Origin of the sequence: Thalassotalea agarivorans, assembly GCF_030295955.1 — a bacterium.
GTDB lineage: Bacteria > Pseudomonadota > Gammaproteobacteria > Enterobacterales > Alteromonadaceae > Thalassotalea_D > Thalassotalea_D agarivorans.
The window spans coordinates 1495647-1517242 of record NZ_AP027363.1 but is presented as its reverse complement, the minus strand read 5'-3'; the positions used below and the strand labels follow the sequence as shown (position 1 = coordinate 1517242).

Below are 21596 nucleotides of genomic sequence, written 5' to 3'. Positions count from 1 at the left end.
TTATGCGTTTACGGTAATGAGATAAGCTGTTTCTTTTAAATAGGACACATTGAACCTGCGACGCGCAAACACGCCATCAGGCAATGATGTCTGACTAATTTTTAATACTTTATGGTTTAAAAATAATTCTGACACCCGTTCTTCAGTAACTGAAAATGGCGGCCCTTGTAGCTCGTTGTCAGGATACTCTAGTGTAATAAGAAGAATCTGATCCCCGGGTTGCAATAGCTGTATAAGTTTATCAACATAATCTTGCTGCATATGCTTTGGCAAGGCTATAAGCGCCGCTCGGTCATACACATAGTTATATTGTGGAAAGTCGCCGCTCAGCCACTGTCTACCCGCCTCAAAGAAGTCACCTTGCAGCAACACTATCTTTTCACTGCTATAGCGCTTAAACGGCCCATGATTGTCAGTGCTATAAGCGAGTTTGTTTTCTTTGAAAAAGTCGCGACATGCTATGTCACTTAGCTCAATACCAGTGACTTGATGTCGCTGTGCTAGAAACAGCATGTCTAAGGATTTGCCACATAGTGGCACTAGAATATGGCTATTGGCATCAGGAAGGTATTTAGTCAGTTGCTGACTTAATAAAGGATGCACCGTGTCTTGATGAAAACCAAGAGAATCACGGTGCCAAACATCATGCCAAAACTGTGCGTCCATTAACTCGGAAACTGGCGGTTACTTTGCCACACTTTATTGACCACTGCGTCAAAAGATAAAGATGCGGCCTTACCAAATTTCTCAGCGAGTCCTTTTTTAGTGACATATTTAATCGCGACAACTTTTTTATCTTTAGCTGCTTCAAAAATATAATCATCACTTGTTTGAATGGCATCAACTAGACCCAAAGATAACGCTTTAGTGCCAAACCAATGTTCACCTGTCGCCACTTCTGAAATATTTAGCGAAGGTCTATGCTCAGTCACAAAATCTTTGAATAATTGGTGCGTTTCTTCAAGTTCTTCTATGAACTTTTCGCGACCTTTATCGGTGTTTTCGCCGAACATCGTTAACGTTCGCTTAAATTCACCTGCCGTTAGTTGCTCAAATTCTATATCGTTCTTTTTCAATATTTTATTAAAATTAGGTAACTGAGCGATAACACCTATTGATCCCAAAATAGCAAAAGGCGCTGAGATTATTTGATTAGCAACGCAAGCCATCATATAACCACCACTCGCTGCGACTTTATCAACAGACACCGTTAAAGGAATAGCCTTTTGACGAATACGATCAAGTTGTGAACTCGCTAGGCCATATCCGTGAACCATGCCACCACCCGACTCTAAACGAACGAACACTTCATCTTCTGGCTTGGCAACGGCTAAAACAGCTGAAACTTCTTCACGTAAGGACGCAACTTCTTTAGCATCTATGCTGCCTTTAAAATCAAGCACAAACATGCGTGCTTTGCTGTCTTCTTCTCTTTCACCTGATTTTTTGGCCGCTTTTGCTTTGGCTTTTTCATCTTCTTTCGCTGATTTTTCTTCAGCTTTCAGCGCTTCTTTTGACAGTAATTGATGATTGATATCACGCTGAGTATCTTCAATTTGTTCTGACAAATCGGTGATTTCAAGCTCGCCTTTTTTATGCTTTTGCTTCATCGCAGAGGCTGCTGCTACACCAATAATAATGACGATTGCTAGAACAAACGTAACGACTTTTGCTAGAAAAAGTCCATATTCATATAAAAATTCCAACACTAACTCCTAAGTGTTTTAGTACAGATAGCCAAATTTTTACATGAATTGACGGTAAAACCAATAAAAAAGCCCTCTAATGAGGGCTTTACATCAAATAAAGTGTAAAAATTTATTGAGACACTACAGTGATTTCTTGTTGTAAATCAGCTTCTATCTCTTCTGCAGTAAACAACAGTGGTCTAAAACCTGATGTATCTGAATACAATTGGTTTTGATCGGTATTGTGTACCGATGAAGTATCCGCAGATTGTGAGTAACTCAGAATACCGCGTGCTTTAGGACCTTCATCGGTAAAGCCAACAACAAACATCCAGCTAGAACCATAATTGATATGGTAACCCTCAGTGGTTAAACCTGAGCGCGCTGGTGCGCCACGAGTGATATCGATTGCCGCTGGGTATTGATGAATTGGATACAGCGTGTCATCTAACCTAGCATCGGCAAACACATTAAAACCACCTTCTTGGTTTTTCGCGCCAGCCCATGGGAACTTAACTCCCTGCGCCGTACCATTAGGTAACGTTTTTTCAGTAAACTGGACATCGCCCATAGTGGCATCTAACGGTAACCCTGCACTCTCAATGGTTTTGATTGCCGCTGCCAGTGCCATTAGTGCGCTGCCGTCTGTTGCTAAGTTATTAGGCGTGTTAATTGGATCTGTTGGATCAAACGGTGTTGTGAAGTGAACATTGGCATTAAACTGCATCGAGAATTCTCTAAACACGTGTCCACCAATACTGTCCTTGTTCATTAACCCGTCCCATTGACCTAGTGCGGCACAACCTGCACTGATATCAACAGAGACATCTAGGTTATTGCTATCTTTAATGACAACAGGTGTAGAGCCTTGTGCCTGACATTGAGTCAACAAGTCCGCTAAAACGGCTTCACCAAGATAAGCACGGTTACTCAATAGCGCCGCCTCAACTTGCTCCGGTGTAACGTCTTTAGCGTTAACTAACTCTTCAACAAGGGTTAACCCCATGCGGCTACGATAAGTAATAGGTGCGACATCGTCACCATAAAGCAGAGAGTATCCGGTTAATAGCTCGTTTGCATTGGTTGTCCAATAACTGTTATTTGAGTTTTGCACGTAGTCATCACGGAGTAACTTAGGCGCTTGTTCATAGCTATTCAAACCATCTGGTTCAAACAATGATAAATGACCAGGCAATATATCAAAACCCGCAAGTTGTCTTGTGCCGACTAACACAGGGTCAGTGCGCATAGCTTGCATTGCTGCATCACTAAGGTTTAGTACACGCGTCTTGTCAATGTAGAATGCATTACCTTGATCATCAGCGTACATAGTGTTTGTCCATGGAATGCCATCGTAGTCTTTAAACGCTTGCTGGAATTCTTCTAGGTTGGTCGCCATATTCATTGCTAACCAATGGTCTATCAAATCAAGATTCTTCTCTGCAGAATCTCGCAGCGTATAAGCCTTTGATTCTGTCCAATCAAGGAAGTTCATTGACGCAGGTGTTTCAATCATTAAGCCATGATGGCTATAGAAAAAGTCTTTTCCTAGCACGATAGATGTACTGCCAGCGTTAACTTCTACATAGTAAGTACGCTTTTCAATGTCTCGTTTTTCGTCATCGACGATATATTGCATTGGGTTTTCACTATCTAGTAGCAATTGATATACAACAAAACGACGCGATGTTGACACTGTATGCGTCCAAGCAAGGTGCTGATTAAAACCAATGTTTACAATACCAGGTAAACCCTGCAGGCCGGCACCGGCTACATCCAGTTGACCTGGAATAGTAAGGTGAGTTTGGAAAAATCTTAGGTGACCTGTAAATGGAAAATGAGGATTGGCTAAAACAATACCTTTGCCGTTTGCCGTTGCTTCTTTACCAACACCCCAACCGTTTGAACCTAAATGACCTAAATCAACTTTAAATTCATTCATTTCTTTGTAGGTGTTAGTGAAATTTAAGTTAATGTCATTAGCTTCTGCACTAGACACATTCGCTGACTTTCCTCGCGTGCCAACGTATGGCAGATATTCGCCGCCATTACCAGGATTAGCTAAGAACGCTAAAGATAAAAATTCTAAACTACTCGCCATTTGCGATGTTGAAAATACATAAGCAAGCATAGAGACTGGATCAATAGGCGCAACCCATGGTTGCCCCGCACACTCTGGTGCCAATCCGTCTGTACCTACTTCTGTCATATATTGGTTAAAACCAACAGAATACCCTTCTAACAAGGCTTTAGTGTTATCCGAAAGCGACGGATACAATGATTCGGCATCTTCCATCACGCGCATGGCAAGGTGACCAAAATCTGAAATCAAGTTGCCATTATCACCTGAACCTAACACTTTATCTGGACCAAAATATTTACTGCGCTCGCTGTGCACTTTAACCATTTGGTCGAGTAAAATGCAGGCATTCTCTTTGGCGTAAGCGTAACCTGAACCAAAGCCTAAACTCTGCAAATTATCAGCGGTAATATGCGGCACACCATAGCTGGTGTATTTGATATCAGCAGACAATACCCCGTCTGGATCAAAGGCTTTTAAGCCAGTATCCGTAATTACGGGTAATTGGGGTTGCTCAAAAAATTTGGGTTCTGGCGCGTCTGCACCATCACAGCCGACAAGTCCTAAAGCCACAAAGAGTGGCAACAGTTTTTTTGTTCTCATACTGTTTTCCTGTTGTAATTGTTGTTGTTTTTTTATTTTTGGGTAAAAAAAAGCCCTTACGAGAAGGGCTTTTAAAATGTCTTGGCTGATTAGTTAGCAAACATAGTGTCGCTGACTGAAATCATACGGCCATTTGAAAGAATGTAACCGATTGCCTGCATTTGCATATCTTGTGTCAACGCTGCATTAGCTGTTGGGTCAGCAAGTGAACCATGGCTACCATTGTCTATACGAATAGCACCTGATACTGGACCTTCAGCACTTTGCGTTAGCTCAGTGATGTTTGGAAGACCAAGTAAAGCAATTGCACCTTCAGTACCACCAAATGGTGCTGTTGATACTGTATTTGGAATTACCGTGTCACCGTTAATCTGTTGTAGCAATGTTGGAATACCAGACGCCGCATGCAATTGTAAATGGTTAACTGGGTCACCAGAATCCGTCACTGTTTGCGCTGCGAAGGCAAATTGTAAGAATACTGATTCAATCGCACCGATTTGCTCTGGCGTTAACGCAGATAAGAACAAGTCAAAGTATTGCGCTAATTGCGCATCTGACGGTGCGCCACCAGCCATGTCATGAACAGAGGCTACAAAGTTTTGGAAATCTGCAGATTGAGCAAAGGTTAACTGCGACTTAACAATTGGACCAAATGCTGCTGATTCAATTAAGAAGTTCGCTGGCATACCACCTGGCGCTGACAACACGTTTGTTTTCAATTCAAACACTGGGTCAATCATTGCCGCAGTCTCTTCACCTACAACACTTGCTAACGATGTATTAGCGATTGCACCAAAGTTAATTGCAGTCATGGCACCTAAAGAAATACCTAATGAGTGAACATTAGTCGCATCAATTTCACCAAATGGCGCTAATGCACCTGCATCAATCATGTAAGCTAAACGAGCACGTAGGCCTAGTAAATCAATCGCACTTTGACGTAAGTTGTCACGCGTATTTAGCAGCGCAGCAAGGTTCATGTAGTGGATTGGCGTTACTGTTGACGCGTTAATGTCGTCTGTGCCGTCGAAGTTTACATCAAAGCCACGTGAACCGTGCATCGGTTGGTCGATAGCAATAGATGCAATACCATTGATTGATAACATACCTGTTAACGCAAGCATGTCTTCTTTACGTGAAGTAATACCGTGTTGAAGAATAACAATCGGCCAACCACTATCAGGTTTTGCAATAGCACCTGGAATACCTAACGCGCCACGAACAGCATTTGCTGTTGCCACATCAGGAATTGTCATCAATACTTCAACGTTCATGTCAGCTGTTTTAGCTGGAATTGGGTTGAACTTAGTAATGTTGCGCTCAGCATCAATACCGATATCACGTAAACCAAATGCCATACACTCAGCGTCGTTTTGAGATACCGGATCAGCCGGTACCGCACCTGCCGCTGACGCAGCTGCTAACATTGCACCTGAGTCACATTTCGCTTTCCAAGGAACCGTTACAGAATTTAATGCAGTTGCTTGAGCAGCTTCCATAGATGAAGTGTCTTGAACACCTAAATAGTAAGGCAATTCAACTTGACCGCCATAAAGCTTCGCCGCTGAATATAAACCGACAAGTTCAGCTGGAATACGACCAGCAAGGGCATCAGCCGCTGTTAGGCCAGTATCTTGAACATAAATTGGCGAAATAGCAGTTGTATCACCTGCGCTCAATGCTGCCATTTGCTGCGCCATAATACCTTTAAGTGCAAACAAACTATCTGTTGTTGATTGCGTGGTAATAGCAGCAGTGTAAATAATTGAATCTTTTTCAACACCAGCAGACACAACAGCTGCCTCGAAGCTATTAACTAAGCCTTGCAGTTGAAGCTGATCAGGCGTTGCTAATGGATGCGTGTTGATATCTTGACGAACCAAACCATAGGTCACAGATGGTTCAATAGAGTTACCATTTGAATCTGCTAAATGATCTGTCATCACCAAGATGTAAGATGTTTTTGCCTTTAGTGGCTTCATCGGTGCAACTAAAATGCTATTACCTGATTTTTGCGTAACAAAATCTTCAGAGTAAGTTAGTTCACCTACGATTTGACAGGCTAAACCACGGGTTACGTCTTCACAGCCAGGATCACCACCCATTTTTGCTTCAAAAATGCGTAATCCTCTAGTACTAAATACCGTACTACCGTCTAGGCTTAGACCTTCTGGAAAATCAAAGTCCATCACCCACGGATTAGTTGTAGACCAACCATCAAGTGCACTTAGCGCAACGAAAGGGTCACTTACATCAGTTGGATCAGCAACTGGAAGGTTTAACGTTCCGTCTGTTGTGCCAGAAAATAAAAGGTCATTAGGAACGGAAACAACACCGTTCGAAGGATCAAATAAAACACGAGCTTTCACTGTTTCAACAACAGGACCGTTCTGTTCTACATCATTTTTTACGTCTTCTATAGATTCACTATCACAACCACTTAGACCAAGTGATGTAAGGATAGCGAGGCTTAAAGCTAGCTTTCTCATCATTTCTCCCCAACTGCTAGTCTCTAAATTTATTACTGTTCAAACAATGAACTGGTTCTTTATAGTAAGAGACTTGTTAACTAGTAAGACCAGTCAACGTTAACCCAACTTCCCGAAAAGCGCTACATTTTTTTGCATTTTCATAACAAAAATTACGACTATTGATTATTTTAGCGACAAATTGCACTCGTCAGCGCAGCTTAAGAAGAGTAGAATTGCACTACTTTTATTTAGTAATAAAACACGATGTTTGAATATCAATACGAAGAAAATTGTTTAACAGGTAAAACAATCCTTATCACAGGTGCCGGCGACGGTATCGGTAAGCAAGCGGCGCTAACATATAGTCAACTAGGTGCAACCGTTATACTACTCGGACGCACAGTGAACAAGCTAGAGCAAGTGTATGACGAGATTATTGCTCAAGGTGGACCAGAGCCTGCAATTGTTCCGCTTGATTTAAAAGGCGCGACTAAGCAGCACTACATCGATATGGGTCAAACGATTGTTGAGCAATTTGGTCAATTAGACGGCGCTCTGCTTAATGCGTCAATGCTTGGCGAACTAACACCTTTCAGCCAAATACATGAGCAAATCTTTGACGAAGTAATGCAAGTTAATGTTAAAGCGCAGTTTTTACTCGCTCAAGGGATCTTGCCAGCACTTAAACTTGCGCCAAAAGCCTCTTTAGTTTTCACCTCTTCGGGTGTTGGTAATAAAGGTCGCGCTTTTTGGGGTGCTTATTCAATGTCAAAATTTGCTACCGAAAGTATGATGCAAATTATTGCTGACGAATATGAGGCTAGCAATCTGCGCTGCAATGCGATTAATCCTGGTGCTACTCGCACGAGCATGCGTGCTAGTGCCTACCCTGCAGAAGACAAAGAAACTCTTGCAACGCCACTAGATATTATGCCGTTATATGTCTATTTGATGTCTGATGATAGTGCTGACATTAATGGTGAAGTCTTAAAAGCACAATAGCGCAAGCTCGCGGGCTTCGAGCTTCGAGCTTCGAGTTGCAGACAAAGATACTTCGCCGTTTAATTAACACAAGTAACAACTTTTGTTTCACCTATAAAAAAAGCGCCATTAGGCGCTTTTTTTGAATACTAAAGTTGCTTAGCGAAGTTCGCGACGCAAAATCTTACCAACATTTGTTTTTGGTAGTTCATCTTTAAACTCAACTAACTTTGGTACTTTGTAGTTTGTTAAGTTTTCACGACAGTGCTCGATAAGTGCTTTTTCAGTCACTTCGTGATCTTCTTTAACCACGATAAACACTTTAACAATCTCACCTGACACTTCATGTGGAACACCAATCGCTGCTGCTTCAAGCACGCCTTCATGCATCATGATGACTTCTTCGATTTCATTTGGAAATACATTGAAGCCAGAAACAATAATCATGTCCTTTTTGCGATCAACAATTTTGAAGTAGCCTCTGTCATCCATACATGCGACATCACCTGTTGCTAACCAACCGTCTTTGATGACTTCAGCAGTAGCGTCAGGACGGTTGTAATAGCCCTTCATTACTTGCGGACCATAGACCCACATTTCGCCCGATTCGCCAATATCAGCTTCAGTACCATCTTCTCGCATGATCTTCACGTCAGTGCTAGATGCTGGGATACCAATAGTCCCGTCGTAGCCTGCAAGATTGTATGGACTCAATGACACCATCGGCGAACATTCAGTTAAGCCGTAGCCTTCTAACAGTCGCGTGCCAGTGACTTGCTGCCATCTTTCCGCCACCGGACGTTGTACAGCCATACCACCACCTAGCGACATCTTTAACGCACTGAAATCCAAATCTTTAAAGCCTGGAGTGTTTAGCAAACCATTAAATAAGGTATTAACACCAGTAATTGCAGTGAACTTATACTTTGATAATTCTTTAACAAAGTTAGGCATATCGCGAGGATTGGTAATAAGTAGGTTGGTACCGCCTAACGTAATAAAGGTTAGACAGTTCGCTGTTAATGCAAAGATATGATAGAGCGGTAATGCGGTAACAACCAACTCTTCCCCTTCATTAAGTAATGGCAATATCGCTGCTTTAGCTTGCTCTAGATTTGCAACTAAGTTGCGGTGCGTCAGTATTGCACCCTTTGAAAGACCCGTAGTACCACCGGTATATTGCAAGAAAGCGTAATCTTCACCGCTAATATCCACTGGCGTATATTGTTGCGTTAAGCCCTTAGCTAATGCTTTATTAAAACGCGTTGTGCCTTTAAGTGAAAACTTAGGCACCATTTTTTTGATGTATTTCACAACAAAATTAACGATAGCGCCTTTCGCAGTGCCTAATCTATCGCCAAGAGACGTTAAGATTACATGTTCTACTGGCGTTTTATCGATAACTTGCTCTAGCGTATGAGCGAAGTTTTCGATGATTAACATTGCTTTTACGCCGGCATCATTTAATTGATGCTCAAGTTCTCTCGCCGTATAAAGTGGGTTTACATTAACCACCGTTAGACCTGCGATTAATGCACCGAATAATGCAATAGGATACTGCAAAGTATTTGGCACCATAATAGCGAATCGATCACCCTTCTTAAGGCCTAAATCATTTTGCAAATATGCAGCGAAACCGCGAGCTTGCTCTGCTAATTCTTGATAACTTATTTCAACGCCCATATTGATAAAGGCGGTTTTATCTGCGTATTGTTCGACATACTTATCGAACAAAGCAGCCAATGACTGATATTTATCCGGGTCAATTTCAAACGGAACACCAGGTGGATAACTTTTCTCAAGCCAAATTTTTTCCACAGTGCATCTCCTCCAAGACATTCTTATTTTTACAACGCATGCGATTGTTATTATATCTATGCCGCAACGTCACTTTATTCATACTGAAAACTTTGTATTTTTACCAATCTTTACTAATGATTATTAAACATACAAAACTTGAGTTTTTACTCGAAAGTTCCGAATAATTCCATATTTTTAATCAAAATCCTAGCTTTTTGTATCTAAAATCCTTAAAAAAGCTAAATTGTAAAAAAATTGTTTATTGCCTCTGCTGTCTCTTTTGGCTGCTCCATATGTACATGGTGACCTCCAGACAAAGAGATTATATCTAACTGCGAAAAGGTGTCTGCAAACAATACGATACCTTTATTTACCATATCCATTCCTTTATCACCTTTGATAAGTAGTGTAGAACATTTAACGTCAGAAACTAGTTGCTTCGCCTGCTTCATTGATAATCTGATCAAGGATTTATTTCTTAATTTTGCATCGTTTTGAAAATAGATACCATTTTCGTCTTGTGCTAAGGACCTTTCCACGATTAATGCAGCGGTATTTTTCTGCAAATCAGACACCGCCACACGAGCCTCTATCGCTTCTTCTTTGTTTTGATAATAGGTTTTCTGCTTTTTACGCCTTTTCTCACGGCTTTTAATGCCATCTCTTAGTAGCGCTGTAGCCTCTTCTTCTTTTGCACAAACAAACCCTAGCGCGTCAATTAATACCAATCTATTGACCTTTTCAGGAAATGCCGCAGCAAAAGCAGTAGCAATCATTGCACCCATAGAGTGCCCAATTACATTAATTTTTTGCCAATGATTACCTTGGCATAATTGATATAGGGTTTCGATGTAATCAACAAAATGATATTGGTTATCCAGCGATTTATGAGACGATTTTCCATGACCTGGCCAATCTATTGCAACCACATAGGGCTGACTGAGATGTTTAAGCAGAGGTAAAAAGCTTGCTGCATTATCTAACCACCCGTGAAGACATAGGGTTACTTCACCAGTCTCTTCGCCAGTAACTAGTGCACTAAGTGCCAGCCCGTCAGCCAAATGAAAGCTTTGCTCTTTAATGCCCATTATTTTTCTGCTGTTTTACTAATATTTCTGGGTGGCAAGTGTATTTTTGATTCACCACTAACAACAACTGTGCGAGGGTAAGGTCGATAGTAGTATGGTGGATAATATGGCCAAAAGCCTGAATTATACCAATAAGGATCCTGCCTCACGCGCATATCTATTTTATTGACGTCTTTCCATAGGTGAACATAGTTTGCTTGTAGCACAGGAAATTGATACGGAAATTCACCTATTTTACCCGATTCAACACCTGACAATGTGCCCAAGGCAGTTATTGAACGTCCTACTTTATAAACCATAGGGTCGAGTAAACCAGTAAACGTTAGTTTAAAACGCCCTAGCGTTTCTTTGTCTTTTTGTGGGCGTGTTGAAGATGACAAAGGAAAATTAACTACTTCTAGCTCTGTGGTAGATTCTTTAACATTTATTGCCGCTATTACGCCGCCCCATCTGGCTTCTTGGCCATAAATAGCAGGAGTCGCGCCATCTAGCTGACGATATGGTGTTAAACTATATTCATCAGCAACAACGAGTTTATCTGGAATACCCGCGCAGCCTACTAATGCTAGCGTGGAGACCAATAACATCCATTTAACCTGTCTATTCATCATCTACTACCTTCTTACGTCTAATAGTTATTCTCTGCCGGGCAATTTTTTCCAAGAAATAGTGTCGCGCACATAAACAGGCTGCGCATTTTCAGCATCAACCCCTTCACCATTTTCCATCGGTGTTTTTGCCAACGTTAGCATATCAAGAGCATTAGGATACAGCACGTCAAACGTGGTATTGCTGACAAATGATTGGAGTAATGTTTGATACGTCTCAAACCCAGTGCCGACGCCATAAAATTCGCCATTGTGCTGTTCTATCAATGCGGCAATATCCTCGGGTTTTATATTGACCTCTGGCGATAGTGGCTGCATTACTCCGGCATCATCACATTCAAACAAGCCAACATATATTTCAGCCATGCGCGCATCAATGGCGGCTAATACTCTTTTCTTATTGTGTAGGCGGTATGCTTGTTGCGCCATGGCCTGTAGCGTAGATACGCCATATACAGGCAACTCTGCTGAATAGGCCAACCCTTGAGCCACACCAATACCTATACGTACACCGGTGAAACTACCGGGACCTCGTCCAAACACTAGCCCGTCGAATTGCGATAAGGTGCAATCTGCTTGTTTAATCAATTTATCAACCATAGGCAATATAAGTACACTGTGTGATTGCGGACACAGCTCAAAATCACTGAATATTTGCTCATTTACGGTCAAGGCTACAGAGCCTGCCTCTGTAGAAGTATCAATTGCTAATAGGTTCAATATCTTTCTCTTTAACATCAACACGCGAAATAAATTGTTTCGCTTTGTCTAAACATCGAGTTCTGCGCATATTGGGTAGGCTTGCCAAAAAAGACTGCCCATAAGGTTTAGTAACTAGTCTATCATCGCAAACTATCAATAAACCACGATCTAATTCATGGCGAATTAAGCGCCCTGCTCCTTGCTTTAATGCCATCACTGCTTGCGGTAATTGAAGGCTTTCAAAAATATTGTCCTGGGTAGATTGTGCGAACAATAACTGGCCTTGCAATTTGGGGTCAGCAGGTGAAGTAAATGGCAATTTATCTATCATAACACAGCTTAACGCATCGCCTCTAATATCGACACCCTCCCAAAAGCTTGCCGTCGCTAGCAAAATGCTCTCTTGCTTTTGCCTAAACGCTGTCAGTATATCTTGTTTGCTTTGCTGTCCTTGAATTAAAAAACCTGCTCCTTGTTCATCGAGAATCTCGGCAACGCGATAGAGCATTTTGTAGCTGGTAAATAACGCGAGACAACCTCCTAAAGTCTCATTTGTCATCTCCAGCAATAAGGCTGCGATAGCTTGTGCTCTGCGATCATCTTCGATGGCAGGAATATGCCTTGGGACATACAGTAAACTTTGTTGCTGAAAATCAAATGGGCTATTAAGCACAAGTTCTTTAGCGTCTTTCAGTCCCAGCAATCGGGTAAAATAATTTAGGTTATTTTCTACACTCAACGTTGCCGACGTAAATACATTCGTTGTTTGAATGTTGGCAAGCCAATCATTAAATAAGTGGGCAATATCAAGCGGCGTTTGTCGCAAAACTACGTGATTTTTAGTGCATTGAAACCATGAAAACACCCCCTTTCGTGGCTTTGTCAAAAACAAGCCAACGTTTAATTCTAATTGTTCGAGAATTGAGAGAAAAGGCGCAACATCGTCATTTAATTCCCTGAGCAAAAGCAAAATTTCTTTTAGCTGTGCCAGCGTTGAACCTAAGTTAGTCAATGCATCTATAGCGCTGCTAAGCAAAGGCTCATCCTGCCAAAGTCCATTGTCACCTTGCGCAGGAAAATATGCCCTAAGCTCTACAGACTGAAGACGTAATGTATTTGCCGCAGCAAATAACTGGCGAGTATCGGCTGAAAGCAACTGACTAAAATCAAGCAAGGATTGACCAAAGTACATCATATGCCACGAGGAGATAGATTCACTAAAAGCATGTTGGGCAACATTGGGTAATTGATGAGCTTCATCAAACACCACCAAATCCATACTATCAACGACAGACGAAAAGCCAGCTTGTTTAACCTGGATATCAGCAAAATACAAATGATGATTTACAATAACGATATCAGCTTGTTGAGCCTTATCTCGCGCCTTTTTTAAGTAACAGCGTTCGAAGTCGGCGCATGCCTTGCCACTGCAGTACTCTTGCCTTGCCGTGAAAGACTGTTGTAGAGAGTTGTCGCCCTTTTGCTGTTCTATTTCAGCAAAATCGCCCGTATCTGTTTGCACGCTCCATTGCTTTAGTGCGACAAGTTCATTTAATTGTTGCGCATCCAAGGTTCCCCTTGTGTGTTCAAATTGCTCAAATTTATGAATGCACAAATAGTTATTCCGCCCCTTTAGCATGGCCATGGTAATCCCTTCAGGAAAAAGCGGCATGAGACGGGGCAAGTCTTTGTAAAAAAGTTGCTCCTGCAATGCTTTGGTGCCCGTAGAAATTACTACTTTTTTGAAGTATCCATCAGATTTATTTTGAGCTAGTGAGGATAAAACAGGCAATAGATAAGCAAAGGTCTTCCCTACTCCTGTGCCCGCTTCAACAATCAAATCGGTATGAGAATCAATCGCTGATTGCACCGCTTGTGCCATCGCGACTTGTTCATGCCTCGGCACAAAATCAGGGAGGTGTTTCGCCAAGAGCCCATTTTTTAAGAACGCTTTTTTTATAGAGCTCATCTTGAGATAAAATCGAAAAACTGCAGACAACAACTAATCTAATCGAGACGATGATACGTATCAAGTGCAAACTAATACGATAGGTATTCCCGTAGCTTTTAATAAAAGATATCGACTGATTATTTATTACTCGCTTTTATAACTAATGGCTATAAATAAAGAATACATTATTCTTGTATTATTGATTCGTTCTTATTATTGTTAGTAGCAAGTAACGAATACGTAACACAGAAACAATTAGGAATATTTATGACACAGCAAAACCTAAGCATTATCCATTTACATCATCATCATTCGGATTAGCCGCTCAGGTTTGTTCGCTGAGGGGTTATGACTCTTTCAGCGGTGTTATGAAAAGTATTAGAACCCCCGAAAGAGTCTCTCTTCGGGGGTTTTATTTTACTTAATTTGGACATTAATTATGACAACGGAAGCAAGACTAAGAATTGCGATACAAAAATCGGGACGCTTAAGCGATGACACCATGGCGTTATTAAAACGTTGTGGATTGAAATTAAATGTGGCGGATAGAAGACTGCTCGCTCACGTAGCTAACATGCCCATAGACATCATGCGTGTGCGCTCCAGTGACATTCCTGGTCTAGTGATGGACGGCGTGTGTGACCTAGGTATCGTTGGTGACAATACATTAGAAGAGTCGGCGCTCGAGCGACAGCTGATGGGCAACAACTATCAATATGAAAAAAACACTGGATTAAACTTTGGTAGTTGCCGGTTATCTCTCGCCATGCCAGATGAATTTAATTATACGGGTATCGAGTCGCTTCAAGGTTTGCGCTTTGCAACAACCTACCCACAGCTATTGTCGCGCTGGGCAAAAGCAAACAATCTTGATATGGAATTTTGCTTGCTAAAAGGCTCAGTAGAAGTCGCACCTCGCGTTGGTATAGCTGACGGTATATGTGATTTAGTCTCGACAGGGGCAACATTAGAAGCAAACGGACTAAAAGAAGTAGAAACTATTTTTACGTCTCGTGCCTCTCTTATTCAAAAAACAGATGCCTTGTGTGAAAGTAAACAATCAATTTTAGATACATTACTGCCAAGAATTCAGGGCGTAATGAAAGCTAAAGAAAGTAAGTACATCATGTTACATGCGCCTAAAGACAAAATAGAGCAAGTCAGCGCACTCATGCCAGGCAAAGAAACACCTACAATTTTACCTCTAGCTGGTAGAGATGATTTAGTTGCTGTGCACGTTGTAGCAACAGAAACTTTCTTTTGGGAAACCATGGAAGCCCTAAACGCATTGGGATGTAACTCAATCCTTGTGATGCCAATAGAAAAGATGATGGGTTAACATGATGACGCCAAGTTATGACACGCTGCAATGGCAGGCGCTAGATGAAAATGCACGAAAAGACGTGCTTCAGCGCCCTGTCTTGGCTAGTAGTGAAATCTTGTCAGCGCAAGTCGCTAGTATTGTAGAAAAGGTTCAAGAAGAAGGTGATCAAGCCTTGTTCGCCTTGACTGAAAAATTTGATGGTGTAGCGCTTAAGCAATTAGCGATAACAGAGCAACAGGTAGAACAAGCAAAAGCCCGTTTAAGCGCCAAACGCTTACAAAGCCTGCAGCAAGCCTATGACCAGATATTTGCTTTTCACAACGCGCAACAATTTAGTGATATCACGGTAGAAACGAGTCCGGGCGTGGTTTGTACGCTAAAAAGTGAAGCAATTGAGTCTGTTGGTTTGTATATTCCTGCCGGTAGCGCGCCGCTTCCGTCTACCGTACTCATGCTGGGTGTACCCGCAAAGATTGCCCAGTGCGACCGTGTAGTATTGGTTTGTCCGCCCGATAAAAACGGTAATATTGCTGATGAAATCATTGTGGCAGCCAACCTTTGTAACGTAAACGAGATCTATACAGTAGGTGGCGCACAAGCTATCGCGGCACTTGCGCTTGGTACAAATACCATTAAAGCGGTTAATAAGGTGTTTGGCCCCGGCAACAAATACGTGACAGAAGCTAAAAAACAGTTGTCTCAACAAATCCCTGGCTTTGCCATTGATATGCCTGCAGGCCCAAGTGAAGTCTTAGTGATTGCAGATGACAAGGCTAATCCAGAATTTGTGGCTGCAGACCTGCTGTCACAGGCTGAGCACGGCCCTGACAGCCAAGTTATTCTGGTGAGTGAAAGCCAGCGTTTAATCGAACAAACACAAGCTGCCATAAGTAAACAACTGACGCGTTTATCTCGCAAAGATATTGCGGCACAGGCGCTGACTCATGCCCGCTACATTAAAACACAGTCGCTCCAAGAGTCTGTTGAAGTTTCTAATAGTTATGGGCCAGAGCACTTAATTGTTCAAACCGAGTCGCCGCAGCAATTAATCGGCCAATTACGCAATGCAGGCTCGATTTTCTTAGGTGCCTATTCACCAGAATCTGCTGGAGACTACGCTAGTGGCACAAATCATGTGTTACCCACGTATGGATACTCCAAAGTATATTCAAGCCTGTCATTAGCCGATTTTTCTCGCAGATATACGGTACAAACTTTGAGTAAACAAGGCCTAGCAAATATAGCCCCTTGTATATTAGAACTCACCGACGCAGAAGGGTTAGACGCACACGGAAACGCAGTAAGCATTCGATTGGAGACTAATAATGAGCAATAAAGTCACGCAATTAGCGAGAGCTGAATTGATCGACATGGTGCCTTATCAATCGGCGCGCAGACTGCAAGCAGGCGAAGGCGTATTCAATGAAAAAATTTGGCTTAATGCCAACGAATCGCCTGGTGATGGTCACTACCAACTTAATAGCCAATGCGTAAATCGTTACCCCGATTTTCAACCCAAAAACTTGATTTCTGCCTACAGCGACTACGCCGCTATCTCAGAACAAAATATTCTTGCCACTCGTGGTGCAGACGAAGGCATAGAGCTATTGATTCGCACCTTTTGCGAAAGCTATAAGGACAATATTCTTATTTGTCCACCTACCTATGGTATGTATGCGATTTCAGCAGAAAACCACGGCGCCGGTGTGATAGAAGTGCCTTTAGCCAATTGGCAATTGAATGTGCCTGATATCATAGAGAAACTGCCGTTGTGTAAATTGCTCTTTTTATGTTCACCGGGCAACCCAACAGGTAACTTGCTAGCGCAACAAGATCTGATTGCCGTGTTAGAGGCAAGCGAAGGTAAAGCAATCGTAGTTGTTGATGAGGCCTATATTGAGTTTGCGCCAGAGCACACGATGGCTAAATTCATTGAACAATACCCTCACCTTGTCGTGTTACGAACCTTATCAAAAGCGTTCGCCTTAGCAGGTTTACGATGTGGTTTTACTTTAGCAAATACTCCAGTTATTGAATTGTTAAGCAAGGTTATCGCGCCCTATCCCATTGCTGCGCCTGTTGCCGAAATTGCGAGCCATGCACTTGATGCACAAGGCATTATGGAAATGGAATATCGCGTTAATGATTCGAACCAGCTACGAAAAAGTTTAGCGACGTGGCTAAACCAACAAACATGGTGCACAGGTGTTTTCCCATCTGATGCTAATTTTGTGTTGTTTAGAACAAGCAAAAAAAACAAAGTGTTTGATCTACTGCTTAAACACAACATATTAATAAGAGACCAGTCAAAGCAACAACAACTTGCAGATTGCCTGCGCATCAGTATTGGCTCAGAACAAGAATTAGACGCACTTAAAGCGATATTGGAAAAAGAACTCTAATGAATAAACAGCAACCCATTTTATTTATCGACAGAGACGGCACGCTCATTGATGAGCCAGTCAGCGACAAACAAGTCGACAGCTTGGAAAAGCTGGTATTTGAAAAAGGCGTTATTCCTGCGCTACTAAGCTTACAAGAAGCTGGATATAAACTGGTCATGGTATCAAACCAAGATGGTTTAGGTACTGACAGTTACCCTCAGGAAGATTTCGATATTCCTCATAACAGAATGATGGAAACGTTCGAATCTCAAGGCGTGTACTTTGAAGATGTGCTCTTATGTCCTCATTTTGAAGAAGACAACTGTAATTGCCGCAAACCTAAACTCGGCCTGGTTAGCGACTATTTGCAACAAGGTCTTGTAGACTTTCAAAAAAGTTATGTTATCGGCGATCGCCAAACGGACATACAGCTTGCCGAAAATATGTCGATAACGGGTATCTTGTATAACAAAGAAAGCATGAACTGGTCGAATATCGTGTCATTGCTAACAGGAGCAAACCGCACGGCAACGGTCGTTAGAAAAACAAAAGAAACGGACATTAGTGTATCTGTTAATTTAGATCAAAGCGGGCAATCCTCTATTGATACCGGTTTGGGCTTTTTCGACCACATGCTTGATCAAATCGCGACACACGGCGGTTTTTCACTCGATGTTAAAGTGACTGGTGATTACCACATTGATGATCACCACAGTGTAGAAGACACAGGGCTAGCTTTGGGTGATGCGCTAAAGCAAGCGCTAGGCAATAAACGCGGCATTGGCCGATTTGGCTTTGTACTACCTATGGATGAATGCCAAGCGCAATGCAGCATTGATTTATCAGGAAGGCCATTCCTAGTTTTCGATGCGAACTTTAGTGATCGCAGTGTTGGTGGAATGTCTACGCAAATGGTGGGACACTTTTTCCGCTCTCTTTGTGACGCTATGGCGATTACGCTTCACCTTTCAACAACAGACGGCAATTGCCATCACCAAGTCGAAAGTTTGTTTAAAGTCTTTGGACGCGCTCTGCGCCAAGCTATCAAGATTGAAGGTAATGAACTGCCAAGCTCTAAAGGGGCTTTATAATGGCGTCTAAGCAGGAAACATTCGTTATCGTAGACACTGGTTGTGCAAACTTATCTTCAGTTAAGTTTGCCATAGAGCGACTCGGATTCGAGATTACCATCAGTGACGATTTTAACATTATTGCAGCCGCCGATCGCGTGATTCTGCCTGGTGTTGGCAATGCAAAACATGCAATGGCCAATATTAAGGCGAAAGGACTAGACAAATTACTGCCTACTCTGACTCAGCCAGTGCTTGGCTTTTGTCTAGGTATGCAGTTAATGACTGATTCTAGTGTCGAAGGAAGTGATAATCACACGGTGGACTGTTTAGGTGTTATTCCTACTCAAGTTTTGCCGCTCGCTTCAAATGGAGAGCGGCTACCACACATGGGTTGGAATACCCTAGTCAATCTTTCTAACCACCCTATTTTTGCCGATATAGCTGAAGATGAATACGTCTACTTCGTGCATAGTTTTGCGGCACCTGTTAGTCAGTACACTATCGCTCAATGCCAATACGGCTCATATTTTTCAGCTGCCATCGCATATAAAAACTTTGTTGGTTGTCAGTTCCATCCTGAGCGCTCAGGCAAAGCCGGTAGCAAAATCATTAAGAATTTTTTAACCATGGAAAAATCTACTTTGGAGTCATTTTCGTTATGATGATCCCAGCAATTGATCTCATTAATGGCGAAGTTGTTCGCTTGTATCAAGGCGACTACGCCCAAAAGACCCGTTACCAAGATAGCGCCAAAGAAAGACAAGATCTTTATGCCGAACAGGGCGCTAAAGTGATGCATTTTGTTGACCTTGACGGTGCCAAAGACAGTACTAAAAGACAATTGTCTTTACTTAAAACGCTTGTCAACCACCCTACTATGACTATTCAAGTAGGTGGCGGTGTGCGCAACGAAGAAGATTTGTCGCAATTACTGGCTCTAGGTGCTGACCGTGTTGTCATTGGTAGCCTAGCGATTAAACAACCCGAGTTGGTCAAAGACTGGGTGCTTAAGTATGGAAGCGATAAAATCGTATTAGCGCTTGACGTAAACATCGACGAGCAAGGCAACAAGCTTTTGCCAACACATGGTTGGATAGAAGATAGCGGCGTAAACTTAGAAGACTTGTTAGCAGAATATGAATCTGTTGGAATCAAACACGTACTATGTACCGATATCAGTAAAGACGGCACACTTACCGGTTCAAACGTCGCGCTTTATCAAGAACTTTGTGGAAAATACCCAAATATACAATGGCAAGCTTCTGGTGGCATCGGCAGTATTGAAGACATCAAACGCTTAGAAGGTACGGGTGTTGCCGGAGTAATATTAGGACGTTCGTTATTGGAAGGAAAATTTACCCTAGAAGAGGCTATCGCATGCTGGCAAAACGCATAATTCCTTGTCTGGATGTAAAAGATGGCAAAGTCGTAAAAGGGGTTAAGTTTCGAAATCACGAAATTATTGGTGATATTGTACCTCTAGCGCAGCGATATGCAGAAGAAGGTGCCGATGAACTGGTCTTTTATGATATTACAGCGAGCTCCGATGGACGCGTCGTTGATAAAAGTTGGGTCAGCAAAATTGCCCAAGTGATTGATATTCCTTTTTGTGTCGCCGGTGGTATTAAATCAGAAAGTGATGCACAGCAAATTCTAAAGATGGGCGCTGATAAAATTTCTATTAACTCCCCTGCTTTGTTAGATCCATCCCTGATCACTCGACTCGCTGAACATTTCGGCCAGCAATGTGTGGTGGTTGGTATTGATAGCTATTTTGATGAAAGCACTGGACGTTATCAGGTCTATCAATTTACGGGTGATGAAACCCGCACGCAGAAAACGTCATGGCAAACGATGGACTGGATTCAAGAAGTGGTCAATCGCGGTGCCGGTGAAATCGTGTTGAATTGCATGAACCAAGATGGCGTTCGCCAAGGTTATGATATTACTCAACTTACGTTAGCTCGAGAGCATTGTAAGGTGCCTCTTATCGCTTCTGGCGGTGCAGGAAAAATCGAAGATTTTAGTCATGTATTTCAACAAGCAGACGTTGACGGCGCCTTAGCAGCTAGTGTTTTTCATAAAGGCGTTATCGACATGAGCGAATTAAAGCAATCTTTAAAGCAGTCAGGGATATCAATAAGACCATGATAATCACTCAAGAAAACTATCAACAACTTGCCTATGAAAAAATGGACAACCTTATTCCCGCAATTGTTCAGCACCATTTAACCGGTGAAATTCTTATGCAAGGATTTATGAACAAAGAAGCGATTGAAGTCACTTTAACGCAAGAAAAGGTGACCTTTTATAGTCGTTCAAAATCAAGGCTATGGCAAAAAGGTGAAACATCAGGCAATACATTAGATCTTAAACAGTTGATCACAGATTGCGATAAAGATTCATTAATTGCTTTAGCACAACCTAACGGCCCTACATGTCACCTAGGCACTACATCTTGCTTTCCTGAGAGTAATTTCAACCAACGCCATTTTATCAGCATACTTGAAAGTGTTATTGCCAGTAGAAAAGACGCTGATGCAAGCGAAAGTTATACTGCGCAATTATTTGCTAAAGGGATGAATAAAATTGCACAAAAAGTTGGTGAAGAAGGCGTAGAAGTAGCGTTAGCTGGTGTAGCCGAAGATGACGCGGCATTACTAGGCGAAAGCGCAGACTTGTTGTTTCATTTGATTGTATTGTTGCAAGCTAGGGGCTTAACGCTTAATGATGTAATGAATACTTTGATTGAACGCCACAAGTAGTATTGTAAAATTAATGTTAAAAATAGGTTGATTTATGAGCAATTAACTGCATAATTATTAACCCATTTAACTCACACA

The 21596-nt window shown here is 42.1% G+C and carries 18 protein-coding genes and 1 other annotated feature; of the genes, 9 read left to right on the top strand and 9 right to left on the bottom strand.

Annotated elements, in window-relative coordinates; translation table 11 throughout:
- The 4 genes from QUD85_RS07035 to QUD85_RS07020 form a co-directional block, all read right to left on the bottom strand.
- A complete protein-coding gene (locus tag QUD85_RS07035; protein ID WP_093328933.1) occupies positions 1–666 on the bottom strand; it encodes a thiopurine S-methyltransferase in 666 nt (221 codons plus the stop codon).
- Entirely contained in the window at positions 666–1706 is a 1041-nt protein-coding gene (sohB, locus tag QUD85_RS07030; protein ID WP_093328934.1) for a protease SohB, read from the bottom strand. Before sohB ends, QUD85_RS07035 begins: the two co-directional genes overlap by 1 nt.
- Before the next feature lie 112 nt (positions 1707–1818).
- Positions 1819–4371 carry a penicillin acylase family protein gene (locus QUD85_RS07025; protein WP_093328936.1) on the bottom strand — a complete coding sequence of 851 codons (2553 nt, stop codon included), beginning with the start codon at positions 4369–4371 and terminating at the stop codon, positions 1819–1821.
- 89 nt (positions 4372–4460) lie between these two features.
- The gene (locus QUD85_RS07020; RefSeq protein ID WP_177168873.1) at positions 4461–6860 is read right to left on the bottom strand and encodes a VolA/Pla-1 family phospholipase; all 2400 of its coding nucleotides are present in this window, start codon (positions 6858–6860) and stop codon (positions 4461–4463) included.
- 246 nt (positions 6861–7106) lie between these two features.
- Here QUD85_RS07020 and QUD85_RS07015 point away from each other — a divergent pair, with 246 nt between their 5' ends.
- The gene (locus QUD85_RS07015) at positions 7107–7844 is read left to right on the top strand and encodes a YciK family oxidoreductase (RefSeq protein WP_093328939.1); all 738 of its coding nucleotides are present in this window, start codon (positions 7107–7109) and stop codon (positions 7842–7844) included.
- A gap of 138 nt (positions 7845–7982) precedes the next feature.
- Here QUD85_RS07015 and fadD read toward each other — a convergent pair whose 3' ends face one another.
- The 5 genes from fadD to QUD85_RS06990 form a co-directional block, all read right to left on the bottom strand.
- Positions 7983–9641: a long-chain-fatty-acid--CoA ligase FadD gene (gene fadD, locus QUD85_RS07010; RefSeq protein WP_093328940.1), complete on the bottom strand. Its 1659-nt coding sequence runs from the start codon at positions 9639–9641 to the stop codon at positions 7983–7985.
- A gap of 221 nt (positions 9642–9862) precedes the next feature.
- Positions 9863–10711, bottom strand: coding sequence for an alpha/beta fold hydrolase (locus tag QUD85_RS07005; RefSeq protein ID WP_093328942.1), 849 nt, complete (start codon positions 10709–10711; stop codon positions 9863–9865).
- Complete coding sequence (locus QUD85_RS07000; RefSeq protein WP_093328943.1) at positions 10711–11322, bottom strand: Slp family lipoprotein; 612 nt, start codon at positions 11320–11322, stop codon at positions 10711–10713. Before QUD85_RS07000 ends, QUD85_RS07005 begins: the two co-directional genes overlap by 1 nt.
- A gap of 24 nt (positions 11323–11346) precedes the next feature.
- On the bottom strand, positions 11347–12039 hold the full coding sequence (tsaB, locus tag QUD85_RS06995; RefSeq protein WP_093328945.1) for a tRNA (adenosine(37)-N6)-threonylcarbamoyltransferase complex dimerization subunit type 1 TsaB: 693 nt from the start codon (positions 12037–12039) through the stop codon (positions 11347–11349).
- Positions 12020–13951, bottom strand: coding sequence for an ATP-dependent DNA helicase (locus QUD85_RS06990; RefSeq protein ID WP_177168874.1), 1932 nt, complete (start codon positions 13949–13951; stop codon positions 12020–12022). The genes tsaB and QUD85_RS06990 overlap by 20 nt, the downstream gene beginning before the upstream one ends.
- 320 nt (positions 13952–14271) lie before the next feature.
- Positions 14272–14391 (top strand) — a sequence feature (His leader region).
- A gap of 20 nt (positions 14392–14411) precedes the next feature.
- Between QUD85_RS06990 and hisG the strand changes: the two genes are divergently transcribed.
- Genes hisG through hisIE form a run of 8 tightly spaced genes read left to right on the top strand, consistent with a single transcriptional unit; the run spans position 14412 to position 21518 of the window.
- The gene (gene hisG, locus QUD85_RS06985) at positions 14412–15311 is read left to right on the top strand and encodes an ATP phosphoribosyltransferase (RefSeq protein WP_093328948.1); all 900 of its coding nucleotides are present in this window, start codon (positions 14412–14414) and stop codon (positions 15309–15311) included.
- Positions 15312–15315: 4 nt separating this feature from the next.
- Positions 15316–16632, top strand: a complete 1317-nt coding sequence (gene hisD, locus QUD85_RS06980) for a histidinol dehydrogenase (RefSeq protein WP_093329106.1) — start codon at positions 15316–15318, stop codon at positions 16630–16632.
- On the top strand, positions 16622–17698 hold the full coding sequence (hisC, locus tag QUD85_RS06975; protein WP_093328949.1) for a histidinol-phosphate transaminase: 1077 nt from the start codon (positions 16622–16624) through the stop codon (positions 17696–17698). The genes hisD and hisC overlap by 11 nt, the downstream gene beginning before the upstream one ends.
- A complete protein-coding gene (hisB, locus tag QUD85_RS06970) occupies positions 17698–18771 on the top strand; it encodes a bifunctional histidinol-phosphatase/imidazoleglycerol-phosphate dehydratase HisB (RefSeq protein WP_093328951.1) in 1074 nt (357 codons plus the stop codon). The genes hisC and hisB overlap by 1 nt, the downstream gene beginning before the upstream one ends.
- Positions 18771–19415 (top strand): imidazole glycerol phosphate synthase subunit HisH, encoded by a 645-nt coding sequence (hisH, locus tag QUD85_RS06965; protein WP_093328952.1) that lies wholly within the window; start codon positions 18771–18773, stop codon positions 19413–19415. Before hisB ends, hisH begins: the two co-directional genes overlap by 1 nt.
- Positions 19412–20149 (top strand): 1-(5-phosphoribosyl)-5-[(5-phosphoribosylamino)methylideneamino]imidazole-4-carboxamide isomerase, encoded by a 738-nt coding sequence (gene hisA / locus QUD85_RS06960; protein WP_093328954.1) that lies wholly within the window; start codon positions 19412–19414, stop codon positions 20147–20149. Before hisH ends, hisA begins: the two co-directional genes overlap by 4 nt.
- Positions 20131–20904, top strand: coding sequence for an imidazole glycerol phosphate synthase subunit HisF (gene hisF, locus QUD85_RS06955; protein ID WP_093328955.1), 774 nt, complete (start codon positions 20131–20133; stop codon positions 20902–20904). The genes hisA and hisF overlap by 19 nt, the downstream gene beginning before the upstream one ends.
- Positions 20901–21518 (top strand): bifunctional phosphoribosyl-AMP cyclohydrolase/phosphoribosyl-ATP diphosphatase HisIE, encoded by a 618-nt coding sequence (gene hisIE, locus QUD85_RS06950; RefSeq protein ID WP_093328957.1) that lies wholly within the window; start codon positions 20901–20903, stop codon positions 21516–21518. Before hisF ends, hisIE begins: the two co-directional genes overlap by 4 nt.
- Positions 21519–21596 lie beyond the last annotated feature (78 nt).